Source organism: Rhodococcus rhodochrous (genome assembly GCF_900187265.1).
In the GTDB taxonomy this organism is placed as follows: Bacteria; Actinomycetota; Actinomycetes; order Mycobacteriales; family Mycobacteriaceae; genus Rhodococcus; species Rhodococcus rhodochrous.
In genome coordinates, this window is record NZ_LT906450.1 from 4438530 (window position 1) to 4461859 (window position 23330).

21 protein-coding genes are annotated in these 23330 nt (G+C 65.5%); 14 read left to right on the forward strand and 7 right to left on the reverse strand.

The window, feature by feature from the left end; all coding sequences use genetic code 11:
• Positions 1–55 precede the first annotated feature (55 nt).
• On the reverse strand, positions 56–1585 hold the full coding sequence (locus CKW34_RS20260) for a sugar transferase (protein WP_059383860.1): 1530 nt from the start codon (positions 1583–1585) through the stop codon (positions 56–58).
• 657 nt (positions 1586–2242) lie between these two features.
• Here CKW34_RS20260 and CKW34_RS20265 point away from each other — a divergent pair.
• The 3 genes from CKW34_RS20265 (at position 2243) to CKW34_RS20275 (ending at position 6862) form a co-directional block, all read left to right on the forward strand.
• Complete coding sequence (locus tag CKW34_RS20265; RefSeq protein WP_059383859.1) at positions 2243–2923, forward strand: IclR family transcriptional regulator; 681 nt, start codon at positions 2243–2245, stop codon at positions 2921–2923.
• 175 nt (positions 2924–3098) lie between these two features.
• On the forward strand, positions 3099–5459 hold the full coding sequence (locus tag CKW34_RS20270; RefSeq protein ID WP_059383877.1) for a cytochrome P450/oxidoreductase: 2361 nt from the start codon (positions 3099–3101) through the stop codon (positions 5457–5459).
• Between the two features lie 38 nt (positions 5460–5497).
• Positions 5498–6862 (forward strand): MFS transporter, encoded by a 1365-nt coding sequence (locus CKW34_RS20275; RefSeq protein WP_174479668.1) that lies wholly within the window; start codon positions 5498–5500, stop codon positions 6860–6862.
• A 77-nt stretch (positions 6863–6939) separates the two neighbouring features.
• Here the strand turns inward: CKW34_RS20275 and CKW34_RS20280 are convergent, their stop codons facing one another.
• The 3 genes from CKW34_RS20280 to CKW34_RS20290 all read right to left on the reverse strand — a co-directional run bounded on the left by CKW34_RS20280 (position 6940) and on the right by CKW34_RS20290 (position 9746).
• A complete protein-coding gene (locus CKW34_RS20280) occupies positions 6940–7482 on the reverse strand; it encodes a nuclear transport factor 2 family protein (protein WP_059383875.1) in 543 nt (180 codons plus the stop codon).
• 153 nt (positions 7483–7635) lie between these two features.
• A complete protein-coding gene (locus CKW34_RS20285; protein ID WP_059383858.1) occupies positions 7636–9042 on the reverse strand; it encodes a sensor histidine kinase in 1407 nt (468 codons plus the stop codon).
• Complete coding sequence (locus CKW34_RS20290) at positions 9039–9746, reverse strand: response regulator transcription factor (RefSeq protein WP_059383857.1); 708 nt, start codon at positions 9744–9746, stop codon at positions 9039–9041. The genes CKW34_RS20285 and CKW34_RS20290 overlap by 4 nt, the downstream gene beginning before the upstream one ends.
• A 132-nt stretch (positions 9747–9878) precedes the next feature.
• On the opposite strand from CKW34_RS20290, the gene CKW34_RS20295 reads away from it, so the two are divergent.
• Genes CKW34_RS20295 through CKW34_RS20310 form a run of 4 tightly spaced genes read left to right on the forward strand, consistent with a single transcriptional unit; the run spans position 9879 to position 13811 of the window.
• Positions 9879–10721 carry a polyphosphate polymerase domain-containing protein gene (locus tag CKW34_RS20295; protein ID WP_095092055.1) on the forward strand — a complete coding sequence of 281 codons (843 nt, stop codon included), beginning with the start codon at positions 9879–9881 and terminating at the stop codon, positions 10719–10721.
• 27 nt (positions 10722–10748) lie between these two features.
• The gene (locus CKW34_RS20300; protein ID WP_059383855.1) at positions 10749–11426 is read left to right on the forward strand and encodes a DUF4956 domain-containing protein; all 678 of its coding nucleotides are present in this window, start codon (positions 10749–10751) and stop codon (positions 11424–11426) included.
• A complete protein-coding gene (locus tag CKW34_RS20305; RefSeq protein WP_174479667.1) occupies positions 11426–12973 on the forward strand; it encodes a CotH kinase family protein in 1548 nt (515 codons plus the stop codon). The genes CKW34_RS20300 and CKW34_RS20305 overlap by 1 nt, the downstream gene beginning before the upstream one ends.
• Positions 12974–13013: 40 nt before the next feature.
• A complete protein-coding gene (locus tag CKW34_RS20310; RefSeq protein WP_059383853.1) occupies positions 13014–13811 on the forward strand; it encodes an enoyl-CoA hydratase in 798 nt (265 codons plus the stop codon).
• A gap of 318 nt (positions 13812–14129) precedes the next feature.
• Here the strand turns inward: CKW34_RS20310 and CKW34_RS20315 are convergent, their stop codons facing one another.
• Positions 14130–14348 carry a hypothetical protein gene (locus tag CKW34_RS20315; RefSeq protein ID WP_059383852.1) on the reverse strand — a complete coding sequence of 73 codons (219 nt, stop codon included), beginning with the start codon at positions 14346–14348 and terminating at the stop codon, positions 14130–14132.
• 467 nt (positions 14349–14815) lie between these two features.
• Here CKW34_RS20315 and CKW34_RS20320 point away from each other — a divergent pair, with 467 nt between their 5' ends.
• The 3 genes from CKW34_RS20320 to CKW34_RS20330 are packed head-to-tail and all read left to right on the forward strand — an operon-like array spanning position 14816 to position 17083.
• A complete protein-coding gene (locus tag CKW34_RS20320; protein ID WP_059383874.1) occupies positions 14816–15688 on the forward strand; it encodes an alpha/beta fold hydrolase in 873 nt (290 codons plus the stop codon).
• Positions 15689–15714: 26 nt separating this feature from the next.
• Positions 15715–16629: a DUF899 family protein gene (locus CKW34_RS20325; RefSeq protein WP_231921760.1), complete on the forward strand. Its 915-nt coding sequence runs from the start codon at positions 15715–15717 to the stop codon at positions 16627–16629.
• On the forward strand, positions 16616–17083 hold the full coding sequence (locus CKW34_RS20330) for a hypothetical protein (RefSeq protein WP_231921761.1): 468 nt from the start codon (positions 16616–16618) through the stop codon (positions 17081–17083). The genes CKW34_RS20325 and CKW34_RS20330 overlap by 14 nt, the downstream gene beginning before the upstream one ends.
• 22 nt (positions 17084–17105) lie before the next feature.
• Here the strand turns inward: CKW34_RS20330 and CKW34_RS20335 are convergent, their stop codons facing one another.
• Positions 17106–17585: a DUF6194 family protein gene (locus CKW34_RS20335; RefSeq protein ID WP_059383850.1), complete on the reverse strand. Its 480-nt coding sequence runs from the start codon at positions 17583–17585 to the stop codon at positions 17106–17108.
• 53 nt (positions 17586–17638) lie between these two features.
• Here CKW34_RS20335 and CKW34_RS20340 point away from each other — a divergent pair, with 53 nt between their 5' ends.
• On the forward strand, positions 17639–18424 hold the full coding sequence (locus CKW34_RS20340) for a MerR family transcriptional regulator (RefSeq protein WP_059383873.1): 786 nt from the start codon (positions 17639–17641) through the stop codon (positions 18422–18424).
• On the opposite strand, the gene CKW34_RS20345 is transcribed toward CKW34_RS20340, so the two are convergent.
• Positions 18345–20291: an APC family permease gene (locus tag CKW34_RS20345; protein ID WP_059383849.1), complete on the reverse strand. Its 1947-nt coding sequence runs from the start codon at positions 20289–20291 to the stop codon at positions 18345–18347. The two genes, CKW34_RS20340 and CKW34_RS20345, sit on opposite strands and share 80 nt — an antisense overlap.
• A gap of 417 nt (positions 20292–20708) precedes the next feature.
• On the opposite strand from CKW34_RS20345, the gene CKW34_RS20350 reads away from it, so the two are divergent.
• The 3 genes from CKW34_RS20350 to CKW34_RS20360 all read left to right on the forward strand — a co-directional run bounded on the left by CKW34_RS20350 (position 20709) and on the right by CKW34_RS20360 (position 22892).
• On the forward strand, positions 20709–21383 hold the full coding sequence (locus CKW34_RS20350) for a PaaI family thioesterase (RefSeq protein ID WP_059383848.1): 675 nt from the start codon (positions 20709–20711) through the stop codon (positions 21381–21383).
• Positions 21384–21514: 131 nt separating this feature from the next.
• Positions 21515–22405, forward strand: coding sequence for a PaaI family thioesterase (locus tag CKW34_RS20355; protein WP_228525757.1), 891 nt, complete (start codon positions 21515–21517; stop codon positions 22403–22405).
• Positions 22406–22502: 97 nt separating this feature from the next.
• Entirely contained in the window at positions 22503–22892 is a 390-nt protein-coding gene (locus CKW34_RS20360) for a hypothetical protein (RefSeq protein WP_059383846.1), read from the forward strand.
• Positions 22893–23330 lie beyond the last annotated feature (438 nt).

The following is a 23330-nucleotide window of genomic DNA, read 5'->3' on the forward strand; positions in this document are numbered from 1 at the left end:
CCCATACGAGAACGGCCCCGGAGTCGAACTCCGAGGCCGTTCTCTTCGCGCTTGCTCAGTAGGCGCCGTCGCTGGCGAGCACTGCCTTGACGGTCTTACCGATGATCAACACATCCGAGACCATCGACCAGTTCTCCACATACGACAGGTCCAGGCGCACCGACTCGTCCCACGACAGATCCGACCGGCCACTGACCTGCCAGAGCCCGGTCACACCCGGACGCACCAGCAGACGACGCTTGACCCGACCGTCGTAGGCCTCCACCTCCCGCCGCAACGGCGGACGCGGACCCACCACACTCATCTCCCCGCGAATGACGTTGAGGAACTGAGGGAGTTCGTCGATGCTGAACCGGCGCATGATCTTGCCGATACGGGTGACGCGGGGGTCGTCCTTCATCTTGAACAACGGACCCGCACCCTCGTTCTGCGCCAACAGGGTGTCGACCATCTTGTCGGCGTTGGTGACCATCGACCGGAACTTGATCATCCCGAACGGCGTGCCATCGATACCGATGCGCTCGGCCTTGTAGAAGATCGGACCCCGATCCTCGAGCTTGATCAACAGCGCGACCACCGCGAACACCGGCGCCAACGCCACCAGCGCCGCGCCGGCGAAGACCAGATCGAAGATCCGCTTCCCCGACCGCTTCGCCCCGTGATAGCTCGGCTTCTCCACATGGATCAACGGCAGACCGGCCACCGGGCGCATCTCGATCCGCGGACCCGCGACGTCCACCACCCCCGTGGCGACGACCAGGTCGGTGTCGAGCGGCTCGAGCTGCCACACCAGATCGTGCAGACCCTCGCTACCCAGGGTTTCGGTGGCGGTGACCACCACCGTGTCCGCCCCCGACAACTCGAGTGCTTCGACGACCGAGTGCTCGTCGCCGTAGATGGTGATCTCCCGGCCGTCGACATCGATCACATCACCCGGGGCACCCGAATAGCGGGGCACGCACACCCCGACGACGCGGTAACCCTCCCCGTCCTTACGGGAGAAGGTGCGCGCCATGTGCCGCACCGCCCGAGCACCACCGACCACCAGCACCGAGGTACGGAACTCACCGCGAGCGCGCTTGCGCGCGATGACCTTCCGCCACACCCACCGCGACAACAGCAAACCGGCAAGACCCACCGGCAACGCAATAGCAAGGAAGCCACGCGCGATCTGCTGGTTGGTGATGAGCGCGATGATCGCGATGGTGCCGAACATGGCGAGCGTCGCCGAAATGACCCGCTGATACTCGTCGTAGCCGGCGCCGATGACGCGACGCGACCGAGTGCGGAAGAGGCTTAGTGCGCCCAACCACGCAACGATGATGGTCGCGGACGTCAACGAGTACTCGAGTGCTGCGCCCTCCCCGGCGAGCAAGAGTTCCTCATATCCGAATCGCACCCACTGCGCCAGCAGCACGGACAGCACAACGACGAGCGCATCCGTGACGTAGAGCCGCTTCACGTAGGCGTTCTGCCACTTCCATCGATTGACGCCGGTGCCGGGCGACGCGTCCGCGGGGGCACGTTTCGGTGCACCCCGCGGAGCGTCGGACGGGTCGAGCCCTCGATCATCGACCGTCGTCATCCCGCAGTCCTCCCCATAAATGTGTCTCCTCCCCGAGACAAAACTTTCCCGACGAGTCCAGGCGCCGGCACTGGAACCGGACTCGAGCGAGCGTTACCCGAACTATCTCTAAGAAATAGCTGAGCGTTACCTGTTATTCGAAGTCTTCTCGCAGATCACGCGGGAAATTCACCCTCGGAGTCCGGGGCAACGCTGCGACCGTGTCGTGTGTTCGGTTGAATCCCTTGGGCTTCGAGTTCACCTACCTGCATGTAACCCGAACAACGGAACACTCCGAGTGACGATAATCACGTTTATGCAACATTGTTTCCCGCTCAGAACCCGATGAGTTTCCCGAGGCCGTCGAGATCACCGCGAGAACCAAGTGACGAATACCGTTACCGCGAGTTTCTGAAACCTCAAGCGCCCTCTGTCAGTTGGCGCGCGCATAACGCGGCCGGCACAGCCTGACCGCCCATCCATCGAAGGCGGGGCGGGCTGACGCGCCGAACCGGGGCTCGCACGGCGTGTTGCAGGGGTGAGCCCCGGTTCAGCGCGCGGGGGCCGGTCGACACCCAAGAAACTGCCCCTAGACGCCCGCCACACATTCGCGCCGATAGCCGGAGATATGGTCGGGATAGGCTTCGGTATCCCTGAAGAGAGCCCTGAGGAGAACCGTTGAGCACCCTCCAGACCCTTGATCGCGGTCTACGTGCGCTGGACATCGTGTCCCAGCGACCGGGGGGAATTTCGATCGCGGAACTCTCGGCCGAGTTGGAGGTCGCTCGGGCCATCGGTTATCGAATCGTCGCGACCCTCGAAGCGCATTCGCTCGTGGCCCGAACACAGGACGGCAGGATCAGACTTGCCGTCGGAGCCGCTCTTCTCGGTTCACGCTTCCGCCCCCGCTTGCGCGAAGTGGCGCAACCGCTCCTGCGAGACCTGGCTCAGCAGACGTCGGCCACCGCCTTTCTATCGACTCTCGAGGGTGACGAGTGCGTCGTGATTGCGGTGGCCGAACCCGATACGGGCATCCTCCGAGTGGGCTACCGAGTCGGTACGAGGCATCCGGTATCCAAGGGCGCGGCCGGTCTCGCGATCCTCGCCGGCCGCCCTGCATCGGATTCCGACACCGACGCCGTCCGACGTGCACGCGAGGACGGTTTCAGCATCACCGCCGGCGAGCTCGAGCACGGCGCTGTCGGCGTGGCAGCCAGCGTGCGCTCCCCCCTCGACCATGAGGGCGTGGGATTCGAGGCGAGCGTCGGCGTTGTCGCGATCGAAGGTCTCGATACCGATGTTGCGGCAGCCGCCGTTGTGGCGACCGCCGCACGGATCAACAGCCTGCTCGATACCTGACCAGTACAGCCACGCTCGAGGACGCCCGCTGAGGGCGTCCTTTTTTGTGCCCTCAGCACAGAGATCCGACCCCGACATTGACGCCGAGTGTGACCGCCGTTACCGTCCTACTGTGCGTTCAACGAACATATGTGTTCGTTAAAAGTAAACTTGCAGTTCGCAGATGGAGAGCATCATGACGAGTCAGTCGATCGGCACCGTCCTCGACACCCCGAAACCCGCCGCGGAGAGCCGCTGCCCCGTCGACCACACCGCCTTCACTTCCCCGACCGGCTGCCCCGTCTCCCCGCGCGCTGCATCGTTCGATCCCTTCACCGGCCCGTACCAGGTGGACCCGGCCGCGTCTCTGCGTTGGTCACGCGACGAAGAACCCGTCTTCTACAGCCCCGAACTCGACTACTGGGTGGTCACCCGCTACGAGGACGTGAAGGCCGTCTTCCGCGACAACCAGTTGTTTTCCCCCTCGATTGCCCTGGAGAAGATCACCCCGACTTCCGACGAAGCGAACGCCGTCCTCGCTCGCTACGGCTATGCCATGAATCGCACCCTCGTCAACGAGGACGAACCTGCGCACATGCCGCGACGCCGTGCGCTGATGGAGCCGTTCACTCCCGCTGCGCTCGCTCACCACGAGCCGATGGTGCGTCGACTGACCCGGGAGTACGTGGATCGCTTCATCGATACCGGACACGTCGACCTCGTCGACGAGATGCTCTGGGAGGTTCCGCTCACCGTCGCGCTGCACTTCCTCGGCGTGCCCGAGGAAGACATGGACACCCTGCGCGAGTACTCGATCGCGCACACCGTCAACACGTGGGGACGTCCGGCTCCCGAACAGCAGGTCGCCGTCGCCGATGCTGTCGGTAAGTTCTGGCAGTTCGCCGGCACCGTTCTCGACAAGATGCGCAAGAACCCCGACGGGCACGGCTGGATGCCGTTCGGTATCCGCGTTCAGCAGGAACAGCCGGACGTCGTCACCGATTCCTACCTGCACTCGATGATGATGGCCGGCATCGTCGCCGCGCACGAGACGACTGCCAACGCCTCCGCCAATGCTTTGCGGCTGCTGCTCGAACACCGCGACGTGTGGGAAGAGATCTGCGTCGACCCGAGCCTGATCCCCAACGCGGTCGAAGAATGCCTGCGTCACTCCGGATCGGTAGCAGCGTGGCGGCGCCTCGTCACCGCGGACACCACGATCAACGGTGTCGCAATCCCCGCCGGGGCAAAGCTGCTGATCGTGAACTCGTCCGCGAACCACGACGAACGTCACTTCGACCAGGCCGACGACTTCGACATCCGACGCGACAACGCCAGCGACCATCTCACCTTCGGGTATGGCAGCCACCAGTGCATGGGAAAGAATCTCGCGCGCATGGAGATCCAGATCTTCCTCGAAGAGCTGACCCGCCGCCTGCCCCACATGGAGCTGGTCCCGGACCAGGAATTCACCTACCTCCCCAACACCTCGTTCCGCGGACCCGATCATGTGTGGGTTCGCTGGGATCCGTCGCGCAACCCTGAAAGGACCGATCCCACGGTGCTGTCCCGACAGCAGCCGGTCAAGATCGGCGAACCGTCGAAGAACACGATCGCTCGCACGATGGCCGTCTCCGGGCTGGAACGCGTCGCCGACGACATCCTGTTGATCACCCTGCGCGATACCTCCGGGCGCCCGCTTCCGAAATGGTCCGCCGGGTCGCACATCGACATCGACTGCGGCACTGTCTCCCGCCAGTACTCACTGTGCGGTGATCCGAACGACCGCAACACCTTCCAGGTGGCCGTTCTCCACGACCAGCAGAGCCGAGGTGGCTCCCGGTGGATCCATACCGAACTGTCCGTCGGCGACACGCTCCGGGTACGGGGTCCCCGCAACCACTTCAAGCTCGACCCCGACGCGAAACGGTATGTCTTCGTCGCCGGCGGCATCGGCATCACCCCGGTGATCGCGATGGCCGATCAGGTCAAAGCTGCCGGAGGCGACTACGAGATTCACTACGCCGGCCGCTCACGCACCTCCATGGCATTTCTCGACCGCCTCGCCCGCGACCACGGAGATCGCGTCCGGGTCTATCCCGGCGACGAAGGCACCCGCATGGACCTTCCCTCTCTCTTCGCCGACCCGGAAGAGGGCACGCAAGTGTACTCGTGCGGGCCCGAGCGCCTGCTCGCCGCACTCGGAGAGGCCACCGCACATTGGTCCGACGACACGCTGCACGTCGAACACTTCTCCTCCACGCTCGAGGAACTCGATCCCTCCAAGGAGCACGGCTTCGAGGTGGTGCTGAAGGATTCCGGCATCACCGTCCCGGTCGCAGCCGATCAGACAGTGCTCCAAGCACTTCGAGCGGCCAACATCGACGCACAGAGCGACTGCGAAGAAGGTATCTGCGGTGCCTGCGAGGTACCCGTTCTCGATGGCGAGGTCGACCACCGCGACCTGGTCCTCACCAAGGCCGAGCGCGCAGCCGGAAAAACCATGATGACCTGCTGCTCCCGCGCATGCGGCGACAAGCTGACCCTCCAGCTGTGACACACGGCTGAACTCGAACCTGATCCGAAAGGCACGACATGACCACCATCGAGCAGTCGGGTACGCCGCCGATTCCACCGGACGCCGGCACACCGACCACGAGAACTCCGTTCAAGCGGGTTCTGGCCGGCAGCATGGCCGGCGCCGTCCTCGAGTGGTACGACTTCGCGATCTACGGCATCCTTGCCGCGACCGTCCTCGGCCCTCTCTTCTTCCCCAGCGGCAATGCCGTCGCCTCCTTGTTGATGGCACTTGCGACACAGGGACTCGGTTTCGTCGCCCGTCCTCTCGGCGGCATCGTCTTCGGTCACCTCGGTGACAAGTTCGGACGCAAGCCCATCCTGGTGGCAACGTTCCTCATGCTCGGAGGCGCGACGGCCGCGATCGGACTGTTGCCGACCTACGGCCAGATCGGCATCTGGGCGACCGTCGCCCTGGTGGTCCTGCGCATGATCCAGGGCTTCGCTCTCGGTGGTGAGTTCGGCGCCGCAGTAATCCTGGTCAGCGAATACGGCGAACCCAAGCGTCGTGGATTCTGGGCGGCGTGGCCGCAGTCCGGAGCTCCGGCCGGTACCGTCCTGGCCACCGTCACGGTCGGCATCCTGGCGGTCGTCTTCCCCGGGGACGCATTCGACAACTGGGGCTGGCGCGTCGCCTTCCTGCTCGCCGTGCCCCTGCTCATCATCGGCTTCTTGATCCGACGGGGTGTCGAGGAATCTCCGGTCTACCAGGCCGCGCAGGCGAAGGCCGAGTCCGCCGAGGACAAGGCTGCACACAAGGAATCGTCCAGCATCATCGAGGCTCTGCGTAAGCCGCGCCCGCTGCTCCACGGCCTCGGCATGCGTCTCGGCGAGAACATCGCGTTCTACGTCTACACGATCTTCGTCATCGCTTACGCCACCACCTATTTCGACTACACGCGCGGCGCCATCGTCACCACCGTCGCCTTCGCGTCGGTCTGCCAGTTCCTCGGAATGATCGGTGGCGGCTGGTGGTCCGACCGGGTCGGACGCAAGATCGCGATGCTCGTCCCCTCGATCTCGCTCGTCATCTGGGCGCCCATCTTCTTCGCTCTGGTGCACACCGAGAACATGACTGCACTCGGGGTGGGTGTCTGCGTCGGCGCTCTGCTGCACGGCATGCTCGCCGGCCCCGAAGCCGCGTGGATCACGGAGTTGTTCCCCACCAAGTACCGCTTCGCCGGTTCGTCATTGGTGTTCCAGGGCTCGTCGATCATCGCCGGCGCTCCAGCCCCGTTCATCGCAGTGTGGCTGGTCGATCGCTTCAATGCCACTGCCGTCATCGTCTATCTGGTGATCACCATGTCGATCACCGTGATTGCCGTGGCCACCAGTCGCGAGACCAAGGGTGTCGATCTCGACAAGCTCGACGATCTCTACTGAGCACGACTCATCGAGAATTGGCGCGCTGAAACGAGGTTCGCGTCGGCAACACGCCGCGCGAGCCTCGTTTCGGCGCGTCAGCTCAGCTCGGGTGTTCGTTTCAGGAAGCTGAAGAAACCGGGAGTGTGCACCTCACGCAGGCGCGTGAGCTTGCGGTAGGAGATCAGCCAGACACCGTCGACCTTTCGGTACTCCTCGTGGTAGTGCCCCCACCCGTGCAGCGACTCCTCGACGCCGTCGTTGTCCCACCACAACTCGTCTTCCATCGCCCAGATGCCGCGCGCGCTCGTGGCCGATTCGAGGACGATCTCTGGGCAGTGGCCGTGGTGCGCCGAGGTAATCGACACCGGTCCGTCGAGGAAGTTGCTGATGGCGCGGGTGAGCGCCTCGCGTCCCACGACACGGCCGGGCTGTTCGCCGGTGCGGGGCTGCTTGTCGCTGGGGAGTCCGCCCCACGTCTCGCTCACCACGTCCTCGGTGTGCAAGGTGGGGTACAGCTCCCACTGCTTGGTGTCCATCACCCGCAGCCGGGCCGAGAAGACCTGCTGGATCTCGTGGATGGCGAGAAGCTGTTCGGCTGCAGACAGGTCGCTGGTCGGGCGGTCCGTGGTCTCGGTCATGGCGATCCTTCCGGAGCGGGTGGTCACCTCCTTGCCTACCGATCTCCGGCGGGAATCTCCCGCAGTCTCCCGTTGACCGGAACAACAGCGGTCCTCGCGCGGTGAAACGGGGTTCGCCCGGCGTGTTGCAGGGGCGAACCCCGTTTCAGCGCGTCAACTCGGGGTGAGGCGGGGGATGCGGACGCGGAAGGTCGAGCCGACACCCTTCTCCGACTCCACCTCCACCTTCCCGCCGTGCGCCGCGACCAGCGCGGCGACGATCGACAGACCCAGACCGCTCCCACCCGACGAGCGGGTGCGGGAGGCGTCGGCGCGGTAGAAGCGTTCGAAGACGCGCTCGCGGTCGTCGGGATCGAGGCCTGGGCCGGTGTCGGCGACTTCCAGAACAGCATCGGAATCCGCGGTTCCCACCCGAACGGTGACATCGGCGTCGGGTGGAGTGTGGGTCAGCGCGTTGGTGACGAGATTGCTCAGCACCTGACGCAGACGGGCGTCGTCGCCGAGAACCTCGGGAGTGCCTGGGCCGTCGATGATCTCGAGGGTGATGGCCCGCTCGGGCGCAACGGCACGCGCGTTGTGCACTGCGTCGGCAGCGACGGCGAGCAGGTCCACCGGGGAGCGGTCGAGCGGGCGTTGTTCGTCGAGTCGCGCGAGCATCAGCAGGTCTTCGACGAGCAGACCCATGCGGCGGGCCTCGCGTTCGATGCGTTCCATGAGCATGCCGGTGTCGGTGCTCGCACCCTGCCGGTACAACTCGGCGAAGCCACGGATGGTGGTGAGCGGGGTGCGGAGTTCGTGGCTGGCGTCGGCGACGAAGCGACGCATCTTCTCCTCCGAACGTCGCGCCGATTCCTCCGACGCCGCAGTTGCCGCGAAGGCCGATTCGATCCTGCCGAGCATCGCGTTGAAGGTCACCGACAAGCGGCCGATCTCCGTTCGGGGGTCGCCCTCGGGCACCCGCTCGCTGAGGTCGCCTTCGGCGATCGCGGCAGCGGTGCGCTCGACCTCGTCGAGCGGACGCAGACTCATACGCACGACGACACCGCCGGCCACCGCCAGCGCGACCAGCACGACCGCACCGATCATCGTCTGCAGCACGACGAGCCTGTCCACCGTCTCCTCCGCCTCGGCCAGGCTCATCCCGACAGTGGTCACGGCACCCGAGGCATTCTCGGTACTCATCACCCGCCAGTGCGGACCGTCGTCGCCGGCGGACCTGACGGTGACGGGCCTGCCGGTCGGCTCGTCCGGCACGTCGGGGGCGGTCGACTCGTCGTTGACGACGAACAGCAGCCGACCGTCGGCGTCGACGACCTGCACGTAGAAGGGGCTCGGTGGTCGCCGGGAGTTGGGGGCGTCCAGCGGGGGCGTCGGTGGTGGCCTGTCGGGTCTCGCCCAGGTCCGCGCAGCCTCCTCGAGATCGCGATCGACCCGCGACAGCAGGGAATTCTGCAGAGCAGACGTGACTGCGATGCCCGACGCGAGCAGGCCGACACCGGCCAGGAGCACCAGGGCGGCCACCAGCGTCCAACGGAGCGGCAGCGCCCGCAGACGGTTCATATGCGGGGTTCCCGCATCACGTAACCCACCCCGCGAACGGTGTGGATGAGGGGGACGTCGCCGGTGTCGACCTTGCGGCGCAGATACGACACGTACGACTCGACCACCCCGACCTCACCGCCGAAGTCGTAGTTCCACACGTGCTCGAGGATGCGGGGCTTGCTGAGCACCGTGCCGGCGTTGAGCATCAAGTACCGCAACAGCGTGAACTCGGTCGGCGACAGCGACACAGGCTTGCCCGCCTTGAAGACCTCGTGGGTGTCCTCGTCGAGTTCGAGGTCGGCGAAGGTGATGCGGGAGCTGCGTTCGGCCTCGGACACCTTGCCGGCTCGGCGCAGGATCGTGCGCAGCCGGGCGATGACCTCTTCGAGGCTGAACGGTTTGGTGACGTAGTCGTCGGCGCCGAACGTCAGGCCCGCGACCTTGTCCTCCACCGCGTCCTTCGCCGTCAGGAACAGCACGGGCGCGTCGATACCGTCTGCGCGCAGGCGACGCAGCATGCCCATGCCGTCCATCCCCGGCATCATCACGTCGAGGATCACCGCGTCGGGCCGGAAGCGACGTGCCTTGTCGAGTCCTCCGGCGCCGTCGCTCGCGGTCTCCACCTCGAAGCCCTGGAACTTCAGGCTCACGGACAGCAGTTCGACGATGCTCGGCTCGTCGTCGACGACGAGCACGCGCGCTTCGGGGCTCCGGTCGGTCACGCATCGATTGTCGCGGGTGAGGCTGACGCTTCGCTCGAGGAAGCCTGGCAGTTTGCTGTGAGCCTCCCGATTGCCAGGAAACTGCCAGGAAACCTCCAAGGCTCCTCGAGGTGACGGGTGTGTGCTGTTCCGGTGACCAACGGCTTCCAAGAGACCGCGAGCAAGCTGCACGCGTTCAACCGGTACGAGATCAAATACTTCGTCGACGAGATGAAGGTGCCCGAGCTGCGGCGCGAACTCGCCGCCCGGATGGACACCGATCCGTACTCACCACACGGTGGGTATCCGGTGACGTCGCTGTACTACGACACCCCGGATCTGCGGTTCTACTGGGAGAAGATCGAGGGCCTGAAGTTCCGCCGCAAGGTGCGCATGCGCCTGTACGGGGATCCGGCCGCATGTACCGACGACACACCCGTGCAGGTCGAGATCAAGCAGCGCGTCAACCGCGTGACGCAGAAGCGTCGCACTGCCCTCCCCTACAGCGTCGCCCTGCGGTGGTTGAACGGGCGCGAGGACATCGAGTGCGACGACTCGCAGCGGTCGTTCGTCAACGAGGTCTCCAGCCTCGTGGGGAATCTGGATCTGCGACCGATCGTGACCACCGGTTATCTACGCGAGGCGTTCGTCGGACGCGACGCCGATCTCGGCCTGCGCGTGACGATCGACCACAAGGTGCACGGCCGCGACCGCGACTTCCACTTCGCGTCCGGCGCCGAGAACCGCTTCATCATCCCGCCGAAGCTGGCCGCCGTGGAGCTCAAAGCGAACGAGCGGGTGCCCTACTGGGCGACGGATCTGACGGCACGGCTGGACATGTCGGTGATCCGGGTGTCGAAGTACTGCCAGTCGGTCGAGGCGTTCGGGCTCGCACCCCGGTCCCGTTTCGGCGCACCGGAACTGGTGCTGCCGGACGGATTCGACACGCGTGTACCGGCCGATCTCCTTACCACCGAACCGATCCCGGTTCGCTGACCCACCCTTTCCGAAACAAGGACGGATATGAATTTCGATTTCCAGGACCTCAGCGGCACGTTCACGACCTTCGACATCGTGATATCGCTGGCGTTGTCGTTCGTGCTGTCGAGCGTCATCGCGTGGGTCTACCGCTACACGCACAAGAACGTCTCCTACAGTCAGTCCTACGTGCAGACGCTGGTGCTGGTCGGCATGGTCATCGCGCTCATCATGCTGGTGGTCGGGTCGAACATCGCGCGGGCATTCGCTCTCGTCGGCGCTCTGTCGGTGGTGCGATTCCGCAACGCCATCAAGGAAACCCGTGATGTCGGATTCATCTTCCTGGTGATGGCCATCGGCATGACCACCGGCACCCGCTTCTACGTGCTCGCCATCGCAGCTACCGTCGCAATCTGCCTCGTGCTGCTGATCATGAACAAGTTCAACTGGTTCAAGCTCGACGTGCAGCGGCAGGTGGTCAAAGTGCAGGTGCCGCCGGAGCCGGCCTACACCGACACCGTCGAGGACGTTCTCATCAAGCACTGCAGTGAGTACGAGCTGGTGTCCACCGAATCCGTCCGCGCCGGCGCCCTGGTGGAGCTGTACTACACGGCCCAATTGAAGAAGGGCATGAGCTCGAACGACCTGATCGCCGCGCTGAGCGCCGTCAACGCCGGCCAGCGGGTGAGCGTCCTGACCGGATACGACCAGACCGACCTGTGATGACGGCACCGACCCCACGGCGACGTCTGCGGCACCGGATACCGACATCGCTGCGTCGGCACTGGACACTGCCGGTGACGTTCATCGCGTTCGTCGCGATCGTGGCCACGGCCTTCGGAGCGACACGCGTGCGGCCCTACATCACGGGCGAACCGACGATCATCTCCTCGGAGATCACCGAGAACGTCGCCGGCACAGTCGATCTGTTCGACACCTCCGTCACGCACGAGTTGTCGCTCGACATCGGCGACGCCGAGTACGACGACATGATCTCCGCATACGAGAAGGACGGTGACAAGGAGTGGGTGGTCGCCGATGTGGTCATCGACGGCACCCGCATCGACGACGTGGGCGTGCGTCTGAAGGGCAACTCGACGCTGCGCGGTCTGCAGGGTGAGAACGGTGAGGAGCCGGGCGGTTTCGGACCTCCGGAAAGATTCGAACTGCCCGAAGGTTTCGAGTTGCCCGAGGGTGTCGATCCGGCGCAGGGTCCGCCCGGGATGGACGGCATGGCGCAGGTGGACCCGGAGGATCCGACCTCGCTGCCCCTGTTGATCCGTTTCGACGAGTACGTCGACGGTCGCGCGTATCAGGGCATGACCGAACTGTCGGTGCGGCCCGGTTCGCCGGTGATCAACGAGGCGATGGCGTTGTCCCTCACCGCTGAGACCGATCAGCCCACCCAGCGGTACGCGTACACGGTCTATTCGGTCAACGACAGCGCCACCGCGACGCGACTGGTGCTCGAGCATCCCGACGAGCTGTACGCCAATTCGCTGTTCGACTCCCCCGGTTATCTCTACAAGGCCGATGCATCGTCGCGGTTCGAGTACGTCGGCGACGACCAGTCGGACTACGCCGACCAGTTCAAGGAGATCAATGCCGCCGATTCCGGGACACTGCAACCGATCATCGGCTTCCTGAAGTGGATGGACTCTGCCGACGACGCAGAGTTCGACGCCCATCTGGCCGATTGGGTCGACGTCGACTCCTTCGCCCGGTACGTCGCCACCCAGAACCTGCTCGTCAACTTCGACGACATGGCCGGGCCCGGTCAGAACTACTACCTCCGGTACGACCTCGACACGAAGAAACTGTCGGTGGTCTCGTGGGATCTGAACATGGCCATGCAGGGCGACACCACTGCCGGCCCGGACGACACCATCTCCATGATGGGCGGCATGGGACCGGGCGGTCCCCCACCGGGTATGCCGGGCGGCGCGCCACCGGAAGGGATGCCCCAGGGCATGCCACCGGGGATGCCGGGAGGTGACGGTGAAGGTCGTGGCGCGATGGGTGGCAACACGCTGAAGACCCGTTTCCTCGACTCCGCCGCCTTCACGGAGCTCTACCACCAGGCGTACCGGGAGCTGTCCGAGCAGATCTACGGCAACGGTCTGGCGCTCGAGGTCCTCGACGAGGTGGCAGCGTCGGTACCGATCTCCGACGGACTCACGGCCGAGGCGCTGCAGGAGAGCGTCGACTCGATGCGTTCGTGGATCGAGGAACGCACCCAGGCACAGCTTCAGTGGATCCAGCCTCGCTGAGCGGGGCCGGATCCACCGAAGTTACGGATACTGTCTGGCCATGACTTCCGAAGAGATCTTGCTCGTCGAGCAGCGCGAGTCCGTCCGCATCCTGACCTTCAACCGCCCGGAGGCGCGGAACGCGCTCAGCTCGGCGCTCATCGATGCCCTGCGCGCCGAGATCGCAGCCGCGGATACGGACGACGAGACGAACGTCGTGGTCCTCACCGGCACCGACCCGGCCTTCTGCGCCGGACTCGACCTGCAGGAACTCGGAGAAAGTGGAGGCAACCTGTCGCTGGTGTCGGGCGCCGACCTCCCCGTCGGCCATCCGTGGAAGCCCATCTCCAAGCCGATCATCGGCGCGGTCAACGGGGCCGCCATCACCGGTGGCCTCGAGATGGCGCTCGCATGCGATTTCCTCATCGCATCCGAGCGCGCCCGTTTCGCCGACACCCACGCCCGCGTCGGCGTCCTACCGGGCTGGGGACTCACCCAGCGCCTGCCCGCGGCAGTGGGTCCGGGTTTCGCGCGTCGCATGAGCCTGTCCGGAAACTTCGTCGGAGCCGAGGAAGCACTGCGGGCGGGACTGGTGACGCAGGTCGTCGCGCACGACGAACTGCTCGACACGGCCCTGGAGGTTGCGCGGACGATCGCCGGCAACGACCAGCCGGGTGTGCGGGCGCTGCTCGCGTCGTACCGGCGCGCGGAGGAGCACGTCGTCGAACCGGCCCTGCAGGTGGAGCAGCAGACCTCGGAAGCGTGGATGCGGGAGTTCTCGCCGGCACGGGTTGCCGAGCGACGAGCCGCGGTGATCGAACGTGGAAAGTCCCAAAATGCCGTGAACCTCAAGTCCTGAAACGCCCACAATTAGGGGGCATTTCGGGCTAATCGGACAGTTTTATCACGGAACGATAACAACTAGTGACGGCAGGTAACAGGCTTTGGTGCCTTCGCGAAGTATGGGACGGAAGTGAACTTTCCCTTGCGGATTTTTCACTTCCCACGCTTGTTCGCAGGCGTGCCCATTCACAACAACATGGAGGTATTTCTATGCTGCTCGGATCTCTCGCACTGACCCTCGGTGGACTCCTCGCTGCCCTCGGCATCATTCTCTGATAGCAGGGCCGATCGACTCCGCGCCCGCACCACCCCCTGCGTGCGGGCGCGGTTCGGTCTATTCGGACGTATCCACTTCGGGGGTTCGGAAAACCGTTTCTTCACTGCGCTTTTCGGACATCCGCTTCTCGAGTTCGTCCTTCTCGCGTTGCGCCATCTCGGGGTCGACGTCCTCACCCGGCACAGGTCCGGGATCCGTAGCCGGCGCGCCCTGACCGGGATCGGCTGCGTCGATCTCGTTCGAGCCGGTGTGCTTGATCGGGAGAAACGGTTCCATACTTGCCATGAATTCGGATTCCCGACGCTCATGCGCGCAAACAACTACTCCGGCAACAGAATGTTCTGCAGCCGCAGCCGACCACGAGCGAGACCCTTGCCGGTCCGTTGAGGCCGAGTCAGTCGCAGACCCGGGCGGAACCGGCCGCGCGAAAACTCCCCGAGAGCACGAAAACATAACGAAGTGAATTTTCGATCCTCGGGAGTGTTTGACGCTGAGGCGACGGGTATTCCTGGCTCAGCGTCCCGGTGCGGACGCAGTCCTATAACCCGAATGACAGGAGGAATTCATATGCTCCTTGGATCTCTCGCGCTGACCCTCGGTGGACTGCTCCTAGCACTGGGCATCATCCTCTGAGCCTGCGCGCGCCGCGTCCGCATCCGTCACGGGTGCGGACGCGGTCGTATGTGCGATGAATTTTCCGGGTGGCTCGGGTCGGTATGGTCACCGACCCAGAAGGAGCCGACATGCCCGAACCCGTCACCCGCACGATCGACGTCCCCGGCGCGACTCTCGTCTACGACGTCCGCACCGTCCCCGGCGGCGCGACACCGCTTCTGCTCGCCGGATCCCCGATGGACGCGAGCGGCTTCACCAGTCTCGTCTCCTACCTCGACGACCGGACCGTGATCACCTACGACCCGCGCGGCACGGGCCGCGGCACGCGCACCGACACGTCGATGCAGTCCACCCCCGCCCTGCACGCCGACGACCTGCACCGGATCCTCGCCGAGCTCGACCTCGGTCCCGTCGATGTCTTCGCCAGCAGCGGTGGCGCGGTCAATGCGCTCGAACTCGTCTCGCGGCACCCCGAACAGGTGCGCACGCTGGTCGCGCACGAACCGCCGATCGTCGAGCTGTTGCCCGATCGCCTCGGAGCCGAAACGGTGCGCGACGACATCCACGACACCTACCAGCGCAGCGGGCTCGGACCGGCCATGGCCAGGTTCATCGCTCTGGTCAGCTTCGAAGGGGAGCTGACCTCCGACCATCTCGACCGGCCCGCTCCGAACCCGTCCGATTTCGGCCTGCCGGTCGAGGACGACGGGACCCGCGACGACGTGCTGCTGGGCCAGAACTGGCTGTCGTGCACGGGCTACCACCCCGATCTCGACGCCCTGGCGAACGCGTCCACGCACATCGTCGTCGCCGGTGGTCGCGAGTCGGTACGCCAACTGTGCGGCCGCGCTGCGGCAGCGCTCGCCGACCGGCTCGGCACAACTCCGACGTTGTTCCCCGGCGATCACGGTGGCTTCATGGGGGCCGCGGAGGGCATGCCCGGCGATCCGGAAGCCTTCGCCTCCGTGCTCCGCGAGGTGCTCCAACCGAGCCGCGTGTAATCCGTCCGATCCTCCGGGAGGTCACCATGACCGAACCTCACTCCGGCCGTCCACCCGTCGTCGATCTCGCGACCTGGCAGGCCGCGCGCGACGAACTCCTCGTTCGGGAGAAAGCCCACACCAAGGAGGGCGACGCCATCGCCGCGGCCCGCCGACGACTCCCGATGGTGGAGTTCGACGGAACGGTCGAGGTGGTCGGGCCCGACGGCTCGGTCCCCTTCCTCGACCTCTTCCAGGGCCGCAACGAACTCATGGTCTACAAGCACATGTGGTACGACGGTGCACCCCCGCAAGGACAGTGCGAGGGATGCACCACCACGGCCTGGCACGTCCGCGACGCCGTCTACCTCAATGCTCGCGGGGTGTCGTTCGTGTTCGTCACCACCGGTCCGTGGGAGGAGGTCGCGGCGTTCGTCGAGTTCATGGGCTACACCCAGCCCTGGTATTCGGTGCGCAACGTCGACGAACCCGTGGGCGGGGCGATGGGTTATCTCACCTCCTACCTCCGCGACGGTGACCGGACCTTCCTCACCTACTCAACGACGGGTCGCGGCACCGAACGGGCCAACAGCTCGGCCGGCCAGCTCGACATGACCCGTACGGGCGTGGCGAGAGGTGGGAGGACAAACCCGAGGGGTGGCCGGAGGGAGACGACCCGTGCTGGTTCTGGCGCGCCGACGCCGACGGCAATGCGACATGGGATGAGACGAGCCGCCCGGTGCCGCAGTGGACCCGGCCCGGCGCGACTCCCGTCGAGACCCTCGGCAGGCAGAGCAACTGGCACTGACCACCCGCAACCGGCACCGATCACACCGCCGGTGCCGCACGCCTACCGTGGAACGAGGTGTTCCCGACGAAGGAGGGTGCGTGGCGGAACGGTCCGGGTCGACTCGTCCCGAGTCCGAATGGAACGGCCGGGATTGGTACGTGAACTTCGGTGAGCGCAGCCCGTCACGCAATTGGGACGACGGTCGCCGCTACGGTTTCCTCGCCGCCGGCGGCGGCCGCTGGTATTCGGATTCCTTGCAGGAGTTGCCCGCCGGTGGCCGCGTCTTCGTCTACATCCCGAAGATCGGGTACGTGGGCATCGGCGTCGTGACCGGTCCGGCGGCTCCGGCCGACGAGGCGACGCTCGTCGTCGACGGGCGGCCGGTGCCGTTCCGCAGCCTCGACCTGAAGGCACCGTACGTCCACGAGAGCGAGGGCACGAACCCGCACGAGGACCACCGCGAATGGATCGTGCCCGTGCAGTGGACGCACACCGTCGCGCGCGAGGATGCCTTCCGCATCCCGGGTCTGTTCGCGAATCAGAACTCGGCATGCCGCCTGCGTCACCGCTTCACCGTCGACACCGTGACATCGTTCTTCGAGAGCAATCAGGATCGGGACGGGTGACAGCAGTAGCTCTTTCGCTCGGTCACTCCGTGTCGCGCAGCGCGCTCCTGCGTTCGACGCGGCGACGATCTGCCAGGTGGGCGTCGCGCAGCGCTTCGAGGAGACGCGGCGTGGTCCGCTCCCCGGGTTCGACGACCGCCACCCATCCCAGTGAGCCGTAGACCGGGTGCGGGACGAACACGTCGGTCTCGGCGAAGTCGATCGTCGAAGGGTCGACGGACCGGGGCGGGCAGCCGAGCAACTCGGTGAACAGCTGCGATCCCGCATGGACGTTCACCCGCCATCGTCCCGGCTCGTCGAGGTGTGAATCCTCGTCGTCCGGATAGTTCTTCGTCACGATCGTCGCGTAGGGCTGCCGGTTGTGCGGGACCTCGCCGTCCGGGGCGTAGTAGAAGAAGTGGTCACCCCACGAGATCTCGGGATGCCCACTTCCCTCCTGTGGTGCGAGCTCGAGGACACCGTCGAAACTCCGGATCTCTGCAAGGATCTGTTCCATCGTCATACTTCGAGTGTCGCCTTGAAGTGCTTGTGGAGGGTTCGGCTGTGGAGCACACGATGACGACGGGGCGTCTGGCCGCTGCCGCCGGATACTCCGTGCAGCAGGTGCGCGATCTCGAACGTCTCGGGATGATCCCTCCCGCAGCACGAATGACCAACGGCTATCGCCGATTCGGACCCGAACACCTCACGGCGCTGCGCGCGTACCGCGCTCTGGCTGTCGCGGTCGGGCCCGTGGAGGCGCGCAGCGTCATGCACGATGTGCAGGTACTCCCCTACGACGAGGCGCTCGCCCGTGTCGTCGAACTCCACAGTGGGCTCGCGCGAGCCCGCGACGAGTGTCTCGCCGCGCTCCGCGCACTCGACGTGATCGTCGACGAGGCCGCCCACGATGCGCCTCCGCTGCCCGGCGACGCCATGAGCATCACCGAGCTGGCGAACGCCATCGGGGTGCGATCGTCCGCCCTCAGGTTCTGGGAGAAGGAGGGATTGGTCGCGCCCGAACGGATCGACCGCAACAATATTCGGAGCTACTCACCCGCCGCGGCGCGGAACGCGCGGATCGTCGCTGCACTGCGCGCAGGTGGCTATCGCATCCCAGCGGTCAGGGCCGTGATGGCATCCATCGGAACCGACGGCGAGACCGATACCGCTCGGGACGCACTTCACGAGCGGCTGCGCACCGTCGCCGTGCAGTCCGAGGCGTTGCTGCGGGCCGGTGCCGACATTGCGACCCTGATCGGGAACGTGGCTCCGCTCTCGACTATCTCGAATCCGACGAGTGCAGTCGCCACGGCACGCTTGTCACCATCACCCCGGGCTGGAACAACAGGCGGCTCTTGAGTCTGAGCGCGCTCTGGTTGTGGAGCAGGTTTTCCCACCAGTGACCCACGACGTACTCGGGGATGAAGACGGTGACCACATCGCGCGGCGAGTTGCCGCGCACCCGTCTGACGTAGTCGAGCACCGGTCGCGTGATCTCCCGGTACGGCGATTCCAGCACCTTCAGCGGAATCGTGATGTCGCTGGCCTCCCATTCGCGCACGAGTGCGCGGGTGTCCTCCTCGTCGACGTCGACGGTGATCGCTTCGAGGGTGTCGGGATGGGTGGCCGTGGCATACGCGAGCGCCCGACGTGTCGGGTGGTGCAGCTTGGCCACGAGCACGATCGAATACGTGCGGCTGGGCAACAGACCGTCCCAGCCACCGGGGTCGAGTTCGACCGCCACGCGTCGGTAGTGGTGGCCGACGGCGCGCATCGTCACGAAGACGGTCACCATGGCGAGGATCGCGATCCACGCGCCGGCAACGAATTTCGTGACGAGCACGATGATCAGGACTGTTCCCGTCATCGCCAGACCCACACCGTTGACGACGCGCGAGCGCTGCATCTTCCGGCGATGACGTGTGTCGGTCTCGGTGACGAGCAGGCGGGTCCAGTGCCGCACCATGCCGGTCTGGCTCAACGTGAAGGAGACGAACACCCCGACGATGTAGAGCTGGATGAGATGGGTGACCTCGGCGTCGAACAGCCAGACGAACACGATCGCCGCGAGGGCCAGGAAGACGATGCCGTTGCTGAACGCCAACCGATCACCTCGGGTGCGTAGCTGCGTCGGCAGGTGCTTGTCCTGCGCGAGCACCGACGCGAGGACCGGGAAACCGTTGAACGCGGTGTTCGCAGCGAGGACGAGGATCAATGCAGTCACGGCGGTGACGAGGTAGAAGCCGAGGGGGAAGTCGGTGAAGACCGTCTCGGCGACCTGCGCGACCAGCGTCTTCTGGTGATATCCCTCCGGTGCCCCGCGCAGTTGCGCTGCGGGGTCTGCGGCGACGACGACGCCCAGCCGCTCGGCGAGCACGATGATGCCCATCAGCAGCGTGATCGCGATGGCGCCCAGCATCAGCAGAGTGGTGGCTGCGTTGTGCGATTTCGGTTTCCGGAAGGCGGGCACCCCGTTGCTGATGGCCTCGACTCCCGTCAGGGCCGCACACCCCGACGAGAACGCGCGGGCGAGAAGGAACGCGAAAGCCAGTCCGGTCAGGTGGGATTGTTCGGCGGCGAGTTCGTAGTGCGACGACTCGGCGCGGAGCGGGGCGTCGAACACGACGAGGCGCACGAAACCCCAGACGAGCATCACCCCGATGCAGAACATGAAGGCGTAGGTGGGGATGGCGAAAGCTGTGCCCGCCTCGCGGAGTCCGCGGAGATTCACTGCGGTGAGAAGGGTGATCGCGGCGATCGCGAACAGCACCTTGTGGTGTTCGACGAAGGGAATCGCCGACCCGATGTTCTGGGCGGCCGACGAGATCGACACGGCAACCGTCAGCACGTAGTCGACGATCAACGCGCTGCCCACCGTCAGGCCGGCCATCGCCCCGAGATTCTTCGTCGCCACTTCGTAGTCGCCACCCCCGGAGGGGTAGGCATGCACGTTCTGCCGGTAACTCGCGACCACCACGACGAGCACGCCGGCGACGGCGAGACCGATCCAGCCGGAGAACGCGTAGGCGGACAGGCCCGCCACCGACAGGACGAGGAAGATCTCCTCCGGGGCATAGGCGACGGACGACAGGGCGTCGGACGCGAACACCGGCAGGGCTACGCGTTTCGGTAACAGGGTGTGGCCGAGGGTGTCGCTGCGCAGCGGTCTTCCCAGCAACACTCGTTTGGTGACGTTGTCACGGCCCTTGTGGATGGTTACGGCCATGACCACCGCTCCTGTCCGGCGCATCCCTGCGCACGCAGAAGCGAACGTACGCTTGGATCACGAGGCTTGCCATAGGTGCAGATCGGGCAAATTCACCCCGCCCATCACCCTCCGGTGAGGTTGGCAGATGAAAGAATCGTCGGTAGCGTGGAGACGTTGTTGCTCCTCGCAACAAAGCGTGCCGTGTCTCCTCCCCTTTGACATGGCACGGACGGACCCCGTCGGCCCCTCCCCTCGTTAAGCCGACGGGGTTCTCTCATCTGTTCCCCTCTATGCGGTGGCTCACACGCTTTCGTACAGAACGGCCCGTTTTACGGATTTTGCGGTGATCCCGTACAGCGGCAACAGAACTTGACTCGTTCACCGTGTGCGCGGTCGACTATTTCTTTCACCACGCTCACGATCCGGAGAACCCTGATGACCGATTCCATCCTCGAGCTCTACGTCAACGACGGATTGTCCGACGAGGAAGTCGATCAGCAGAGGGACACCTACGGTCCGCTCACCGAGGACGTGCGCGAGCTGATCCAGCTCGCCCTGCAGACCCGCGTGGATGCCGACGACGTCGCGCGGGCGCGGGAACATCTCGCGGCTGCGCGCGAGATTCTCGAACGCGACCGGGAGGACGTCCCGTACGGCACCCGGTTCAACGATTCGGGCCGATTCCGCAACTGGGGCAACGCCGCAATCGGCCTGCGCAACGCCATCGCCCCGATCGGCGACATCCACGAGGACGACGACGGCCGCGTGTGGACGGACATCCACCTCGGCCCCGTCTACGAGGGGCCGGCCGGACACGTGCACGGCGGGGTCTCCGCCCTGTTGCTCGACCAGATCCTCGGCGACGCCGCGCGCATCTCGGGATATCCGGGGATGACGGGCACGCTCACCATCCGCTACCGCAAGCGCACTCCCCTCGGAGCTCTGCGCGTGGAGGCGAAACTCGACCGCGTCGAAGGACGTAAGGCGTTCGTCGTGGGGCACATCGCCGACTCGGAGGGGGTCTGCGTGGAAGCGGAAGGCATCTTCATCGCCCCGGTGTGGATGGTGCAGCAGCGCGACTCGTTCGCGGAGACACCGAGGCCCGAATAGGCTCACAACCGAGAAGTGAGGCTCACAACGCCCATGGTCGACCATCAGGGTTGTGAGCCTCACCTGTGCGTTGTGAACCTCCGAACGACGTAACCTTCCGTCGTCGACCACAGAATGGCAATATCACTCTCATGAGCGAGAATGGCATTTTTACCAGTCAGCGGCCGTCGGTGTCGATGAATCAGCGCACCTTCACCGCCGACTTCGGCCTGACGTCGCTCCAACTGAGCAAGGAGCGCGCCATCATGCGCGCCGACCTGCACGACAAGCTGCGCAACGACGCCGGCGCCGCAGCACTCGGGATGCTCACCACCGTGGTCGACATCGTCACGTCCACCCCACCACTCGCCGTGTGCAGCCCGGACTGGGTGGCCACCCAGGACCTGTCCATCCACACCGCCGAACCGCTCACCGAGGGTCCGATCGTCGTCGACACCCACCTCGTGCGCGTCGGCAAGAAGACCGTGCACGTCGCCGCGCAGATCTTCGACGGGCGCGGCAGCAGCGGCCTCGAGGAACTCGTCGCCGCCCTCGACGACGGCGCGTTGCAACCGGCGGGGCGCGGTCTCGTCACCTTCGTGCGGCTTCCCCGTGCCGCAGCGGCCGGTTCGGGCTACTACAACCCCAGCGAGTGGGTGGGCGCCATCCACGAATTTCCCAGGGAACACATCGACGGATCGATCTACTCCCGGCTGGGGATGCGCACCCTCGACGCACGCGCCGGCGTCCTCGAACTCGACCTCACCCCGTTCGTGGCCAACATGATCGGCACCATCCAGGGTGGCGCCCAGGCGCTGCTCGCCGAGCACGCCGCGCACACCGTTCTCCCGGGTTTCGTGGCGACCGACTTCCAGGCCCACTATCTGTCGCAGGTGAAGGTGGGACCGGCCCGGTCCCACGTCACAGTTGTCCGTGAGACGAAGGACCATGCGATCGTCGACGTGCGTCTCGTGGACGCCGGAGCCGACGATCAGGTGCTCGCCCTGACGACGGTCACCCTGCGACGCCTGCCGTTCTCCTGATGCGCGTGTTGTCGGAGTCACCACATGCGACCCGGTAGGCCCGGCTCCTCCGCCAGTACAGTTGATCGAAATCCGGCAGGAGCGAGAGGAGTCGACCGTGCAGAACGCCGTGTTCTACTCGCTCGTCGCGATGTGTTCGTTGTTCGCCGCGTCGACGTGGTGCCTCTCGCGCCCCCACCTGCTGTCGAGCTCGGCCGCGTTCGTGGCCTCCGGGCTGTGGGTACTGATGAACGGACCTCTCGAGGGTCGCGTGCTGTACTCGGTGACACCGAACCACGGATTGACGGAGGCCGACCTGCTCTCGGGAGTGGGAGTGTGCATCGCAGCCTGGGGTTTCTGGACGACGCGGAACCGTCGACGCCGTCGGCGTTCGCAGCGGCCGGCGTCGTACCGCAGGCATCCCGACGGGTCCCGAGCCATGCCGACCCCCGTCTTTCCTGCGGGTAGCGACGTCGAAACAGGCCCCATCCGCCGCAAAGCAGGCTGAGCGTTCCGGTTCGACCCCGAGAAGATTTTTCAGGTCTCGTTTCAGTATCGGCTCTGGACGAGTGACCAGTCGTCACCTAAGCTCCAAAGCGGCCACGGCGTAGGTGGCCGTGTCTCCCTAGAGTCCTCCCCGACACAGGAGATACAGCGCGAGGCCCCGCCGGCTCCTCCCCTCGAATCGCTGGCGGGGCCCTTCCCTGTCTGCCTCCCCGACGACAGGGGCAGATCGAATGGTAATCGGGTCCCAATGTCCGATTCGTCCTACATTCGAACGAAACTCCGGGTAACCCTTGTGACCTTCGTCTCTGCGGCGCTGTTCACAGCATAGAGCAATCTGCTCACTCGCGTGCATAGATCTTTCTGGAGTTCACCGAAAGATCAACTGGCAGAGTGCGCGCAGTAGTCGACGGCAACCACCCGAACACACGAGCCCGCCCGC

Excerpts from the sequence above, each read along its gene's own strand:
- CKW34_RS20260 (WP_059383860.1), bottom strand. The coding sequence starts at position 1,585 with ATGACGACGGTCGATGATCGAGGGCTCGACCCGTCCGACGCTCCGCGG.
- CKW34_RS20270 (WP_059383877.1), top strand. The coding sequence starts at position 3,099 with ATGACGAGTCAGTCGATCGGCACCGTCCTCGACACCCCGAAACCCGCC.
- CKW34_RS20275 (WP_174479668.1), top strand. The coding sequence starts at position 5,498 with ATGACCACCATCGAGCAGTCGGGTACGCCGCCGATTCCACCGGACGCC.
- CKW34_RS20280 (WP_059383875.1), bottom strand. The coding sequence starts at position 7,482 with ATGACCGAGACCACGGACCGCCCGACCAGCGACCTGTCTGCAGCCGAA.
- CKW34_RS20285 (WP_059383858.1), bottom strand. The coding sequence starts at position 9,042 with ATGAACCGTCTGCGGGCGCTGCCGCTCCGTTGGACGCTGGTGGCCGCC.
- CKW34_RS20300 (WP_059383855.1), top strand. The coding sequence starts at position 10,749 with ATGAATTTCGATTTCCAGGACCTCAGCGGCACGTTCACGACCTTCGAC.
- CKW34_RS20305 (WP_174479667.1), top strand. The coding sequence starts at position 11,426 with ATGACGGCACCGACCCCACGGCGACGTCTGCGGCACCGGATACCGACA.
- CKW34_RS20310 (WP_059383853.1), top strand. The coding sequence starts at position 13,014 with ATGACTTCCGAAGAGATCTTGCTCGTCGAGCAGCGCGAGTCCGTCCGC.
- CKW34_RS20315 (WP_059383852.1), bottom strand. The coding sequence starts at position 14,348 with ATGGAACCGTTTCTCCCGATCAAGCACACCGGCTCGAACGAGATCGAC.
- CKW34_RS20320 (WP_059383874.1), top strand. The coding sequence starts at position 14,816 with ATGCCCGAACCCGTCACCCGCACGATCGACGTCCCCGGCGCGACTCTC.
- CKW34_RS20325 (WP_231921760.1), top strand. The coding sequence starts at position 15,715 with ATGACCGAACCTCACTCCGGCCGTCCACCCGTCGTCGATCTCGCGACC.
- CKW34_RS20335 (WP_059383850.1), bottom strand. The coding sequence starts at position 17,585 with ATGACGATGGAACAGATCCTTGCAGAGATCCGGAGTTTCGACGGTGTC.
- CKW34_RS20340 (WP_059383873.1), top strand. The coding sequence starts at position 17,639 with ATGACGACGGGGCGTCTGGCCGCTGCCGCCGGATACTCCGTGCAGCAG.
- CKW34_RS20345 (WP_059383849.1), bottom strand. The coding sequence starts at position 20,291 with ATGGCCGTAACCATCCACAAGGGCCGTGACAACGTCACCAAACGAGTG.
- CKW34_RS20350 (WP_059383848.1), top strand. The coding sequence starts at position 20,709 with ATGACCGATTCCATCCTCGAGCTCTACGTCAACGACGGATTGTCCGAC.
- CKW34_RS20355 (WP_228525757.1), top strand. The coding sequence starts at position 21,515 with ATGAGCGAGAATGGCATTTTTACCAGTCAGCGGCCGTCGGTGTCGATG.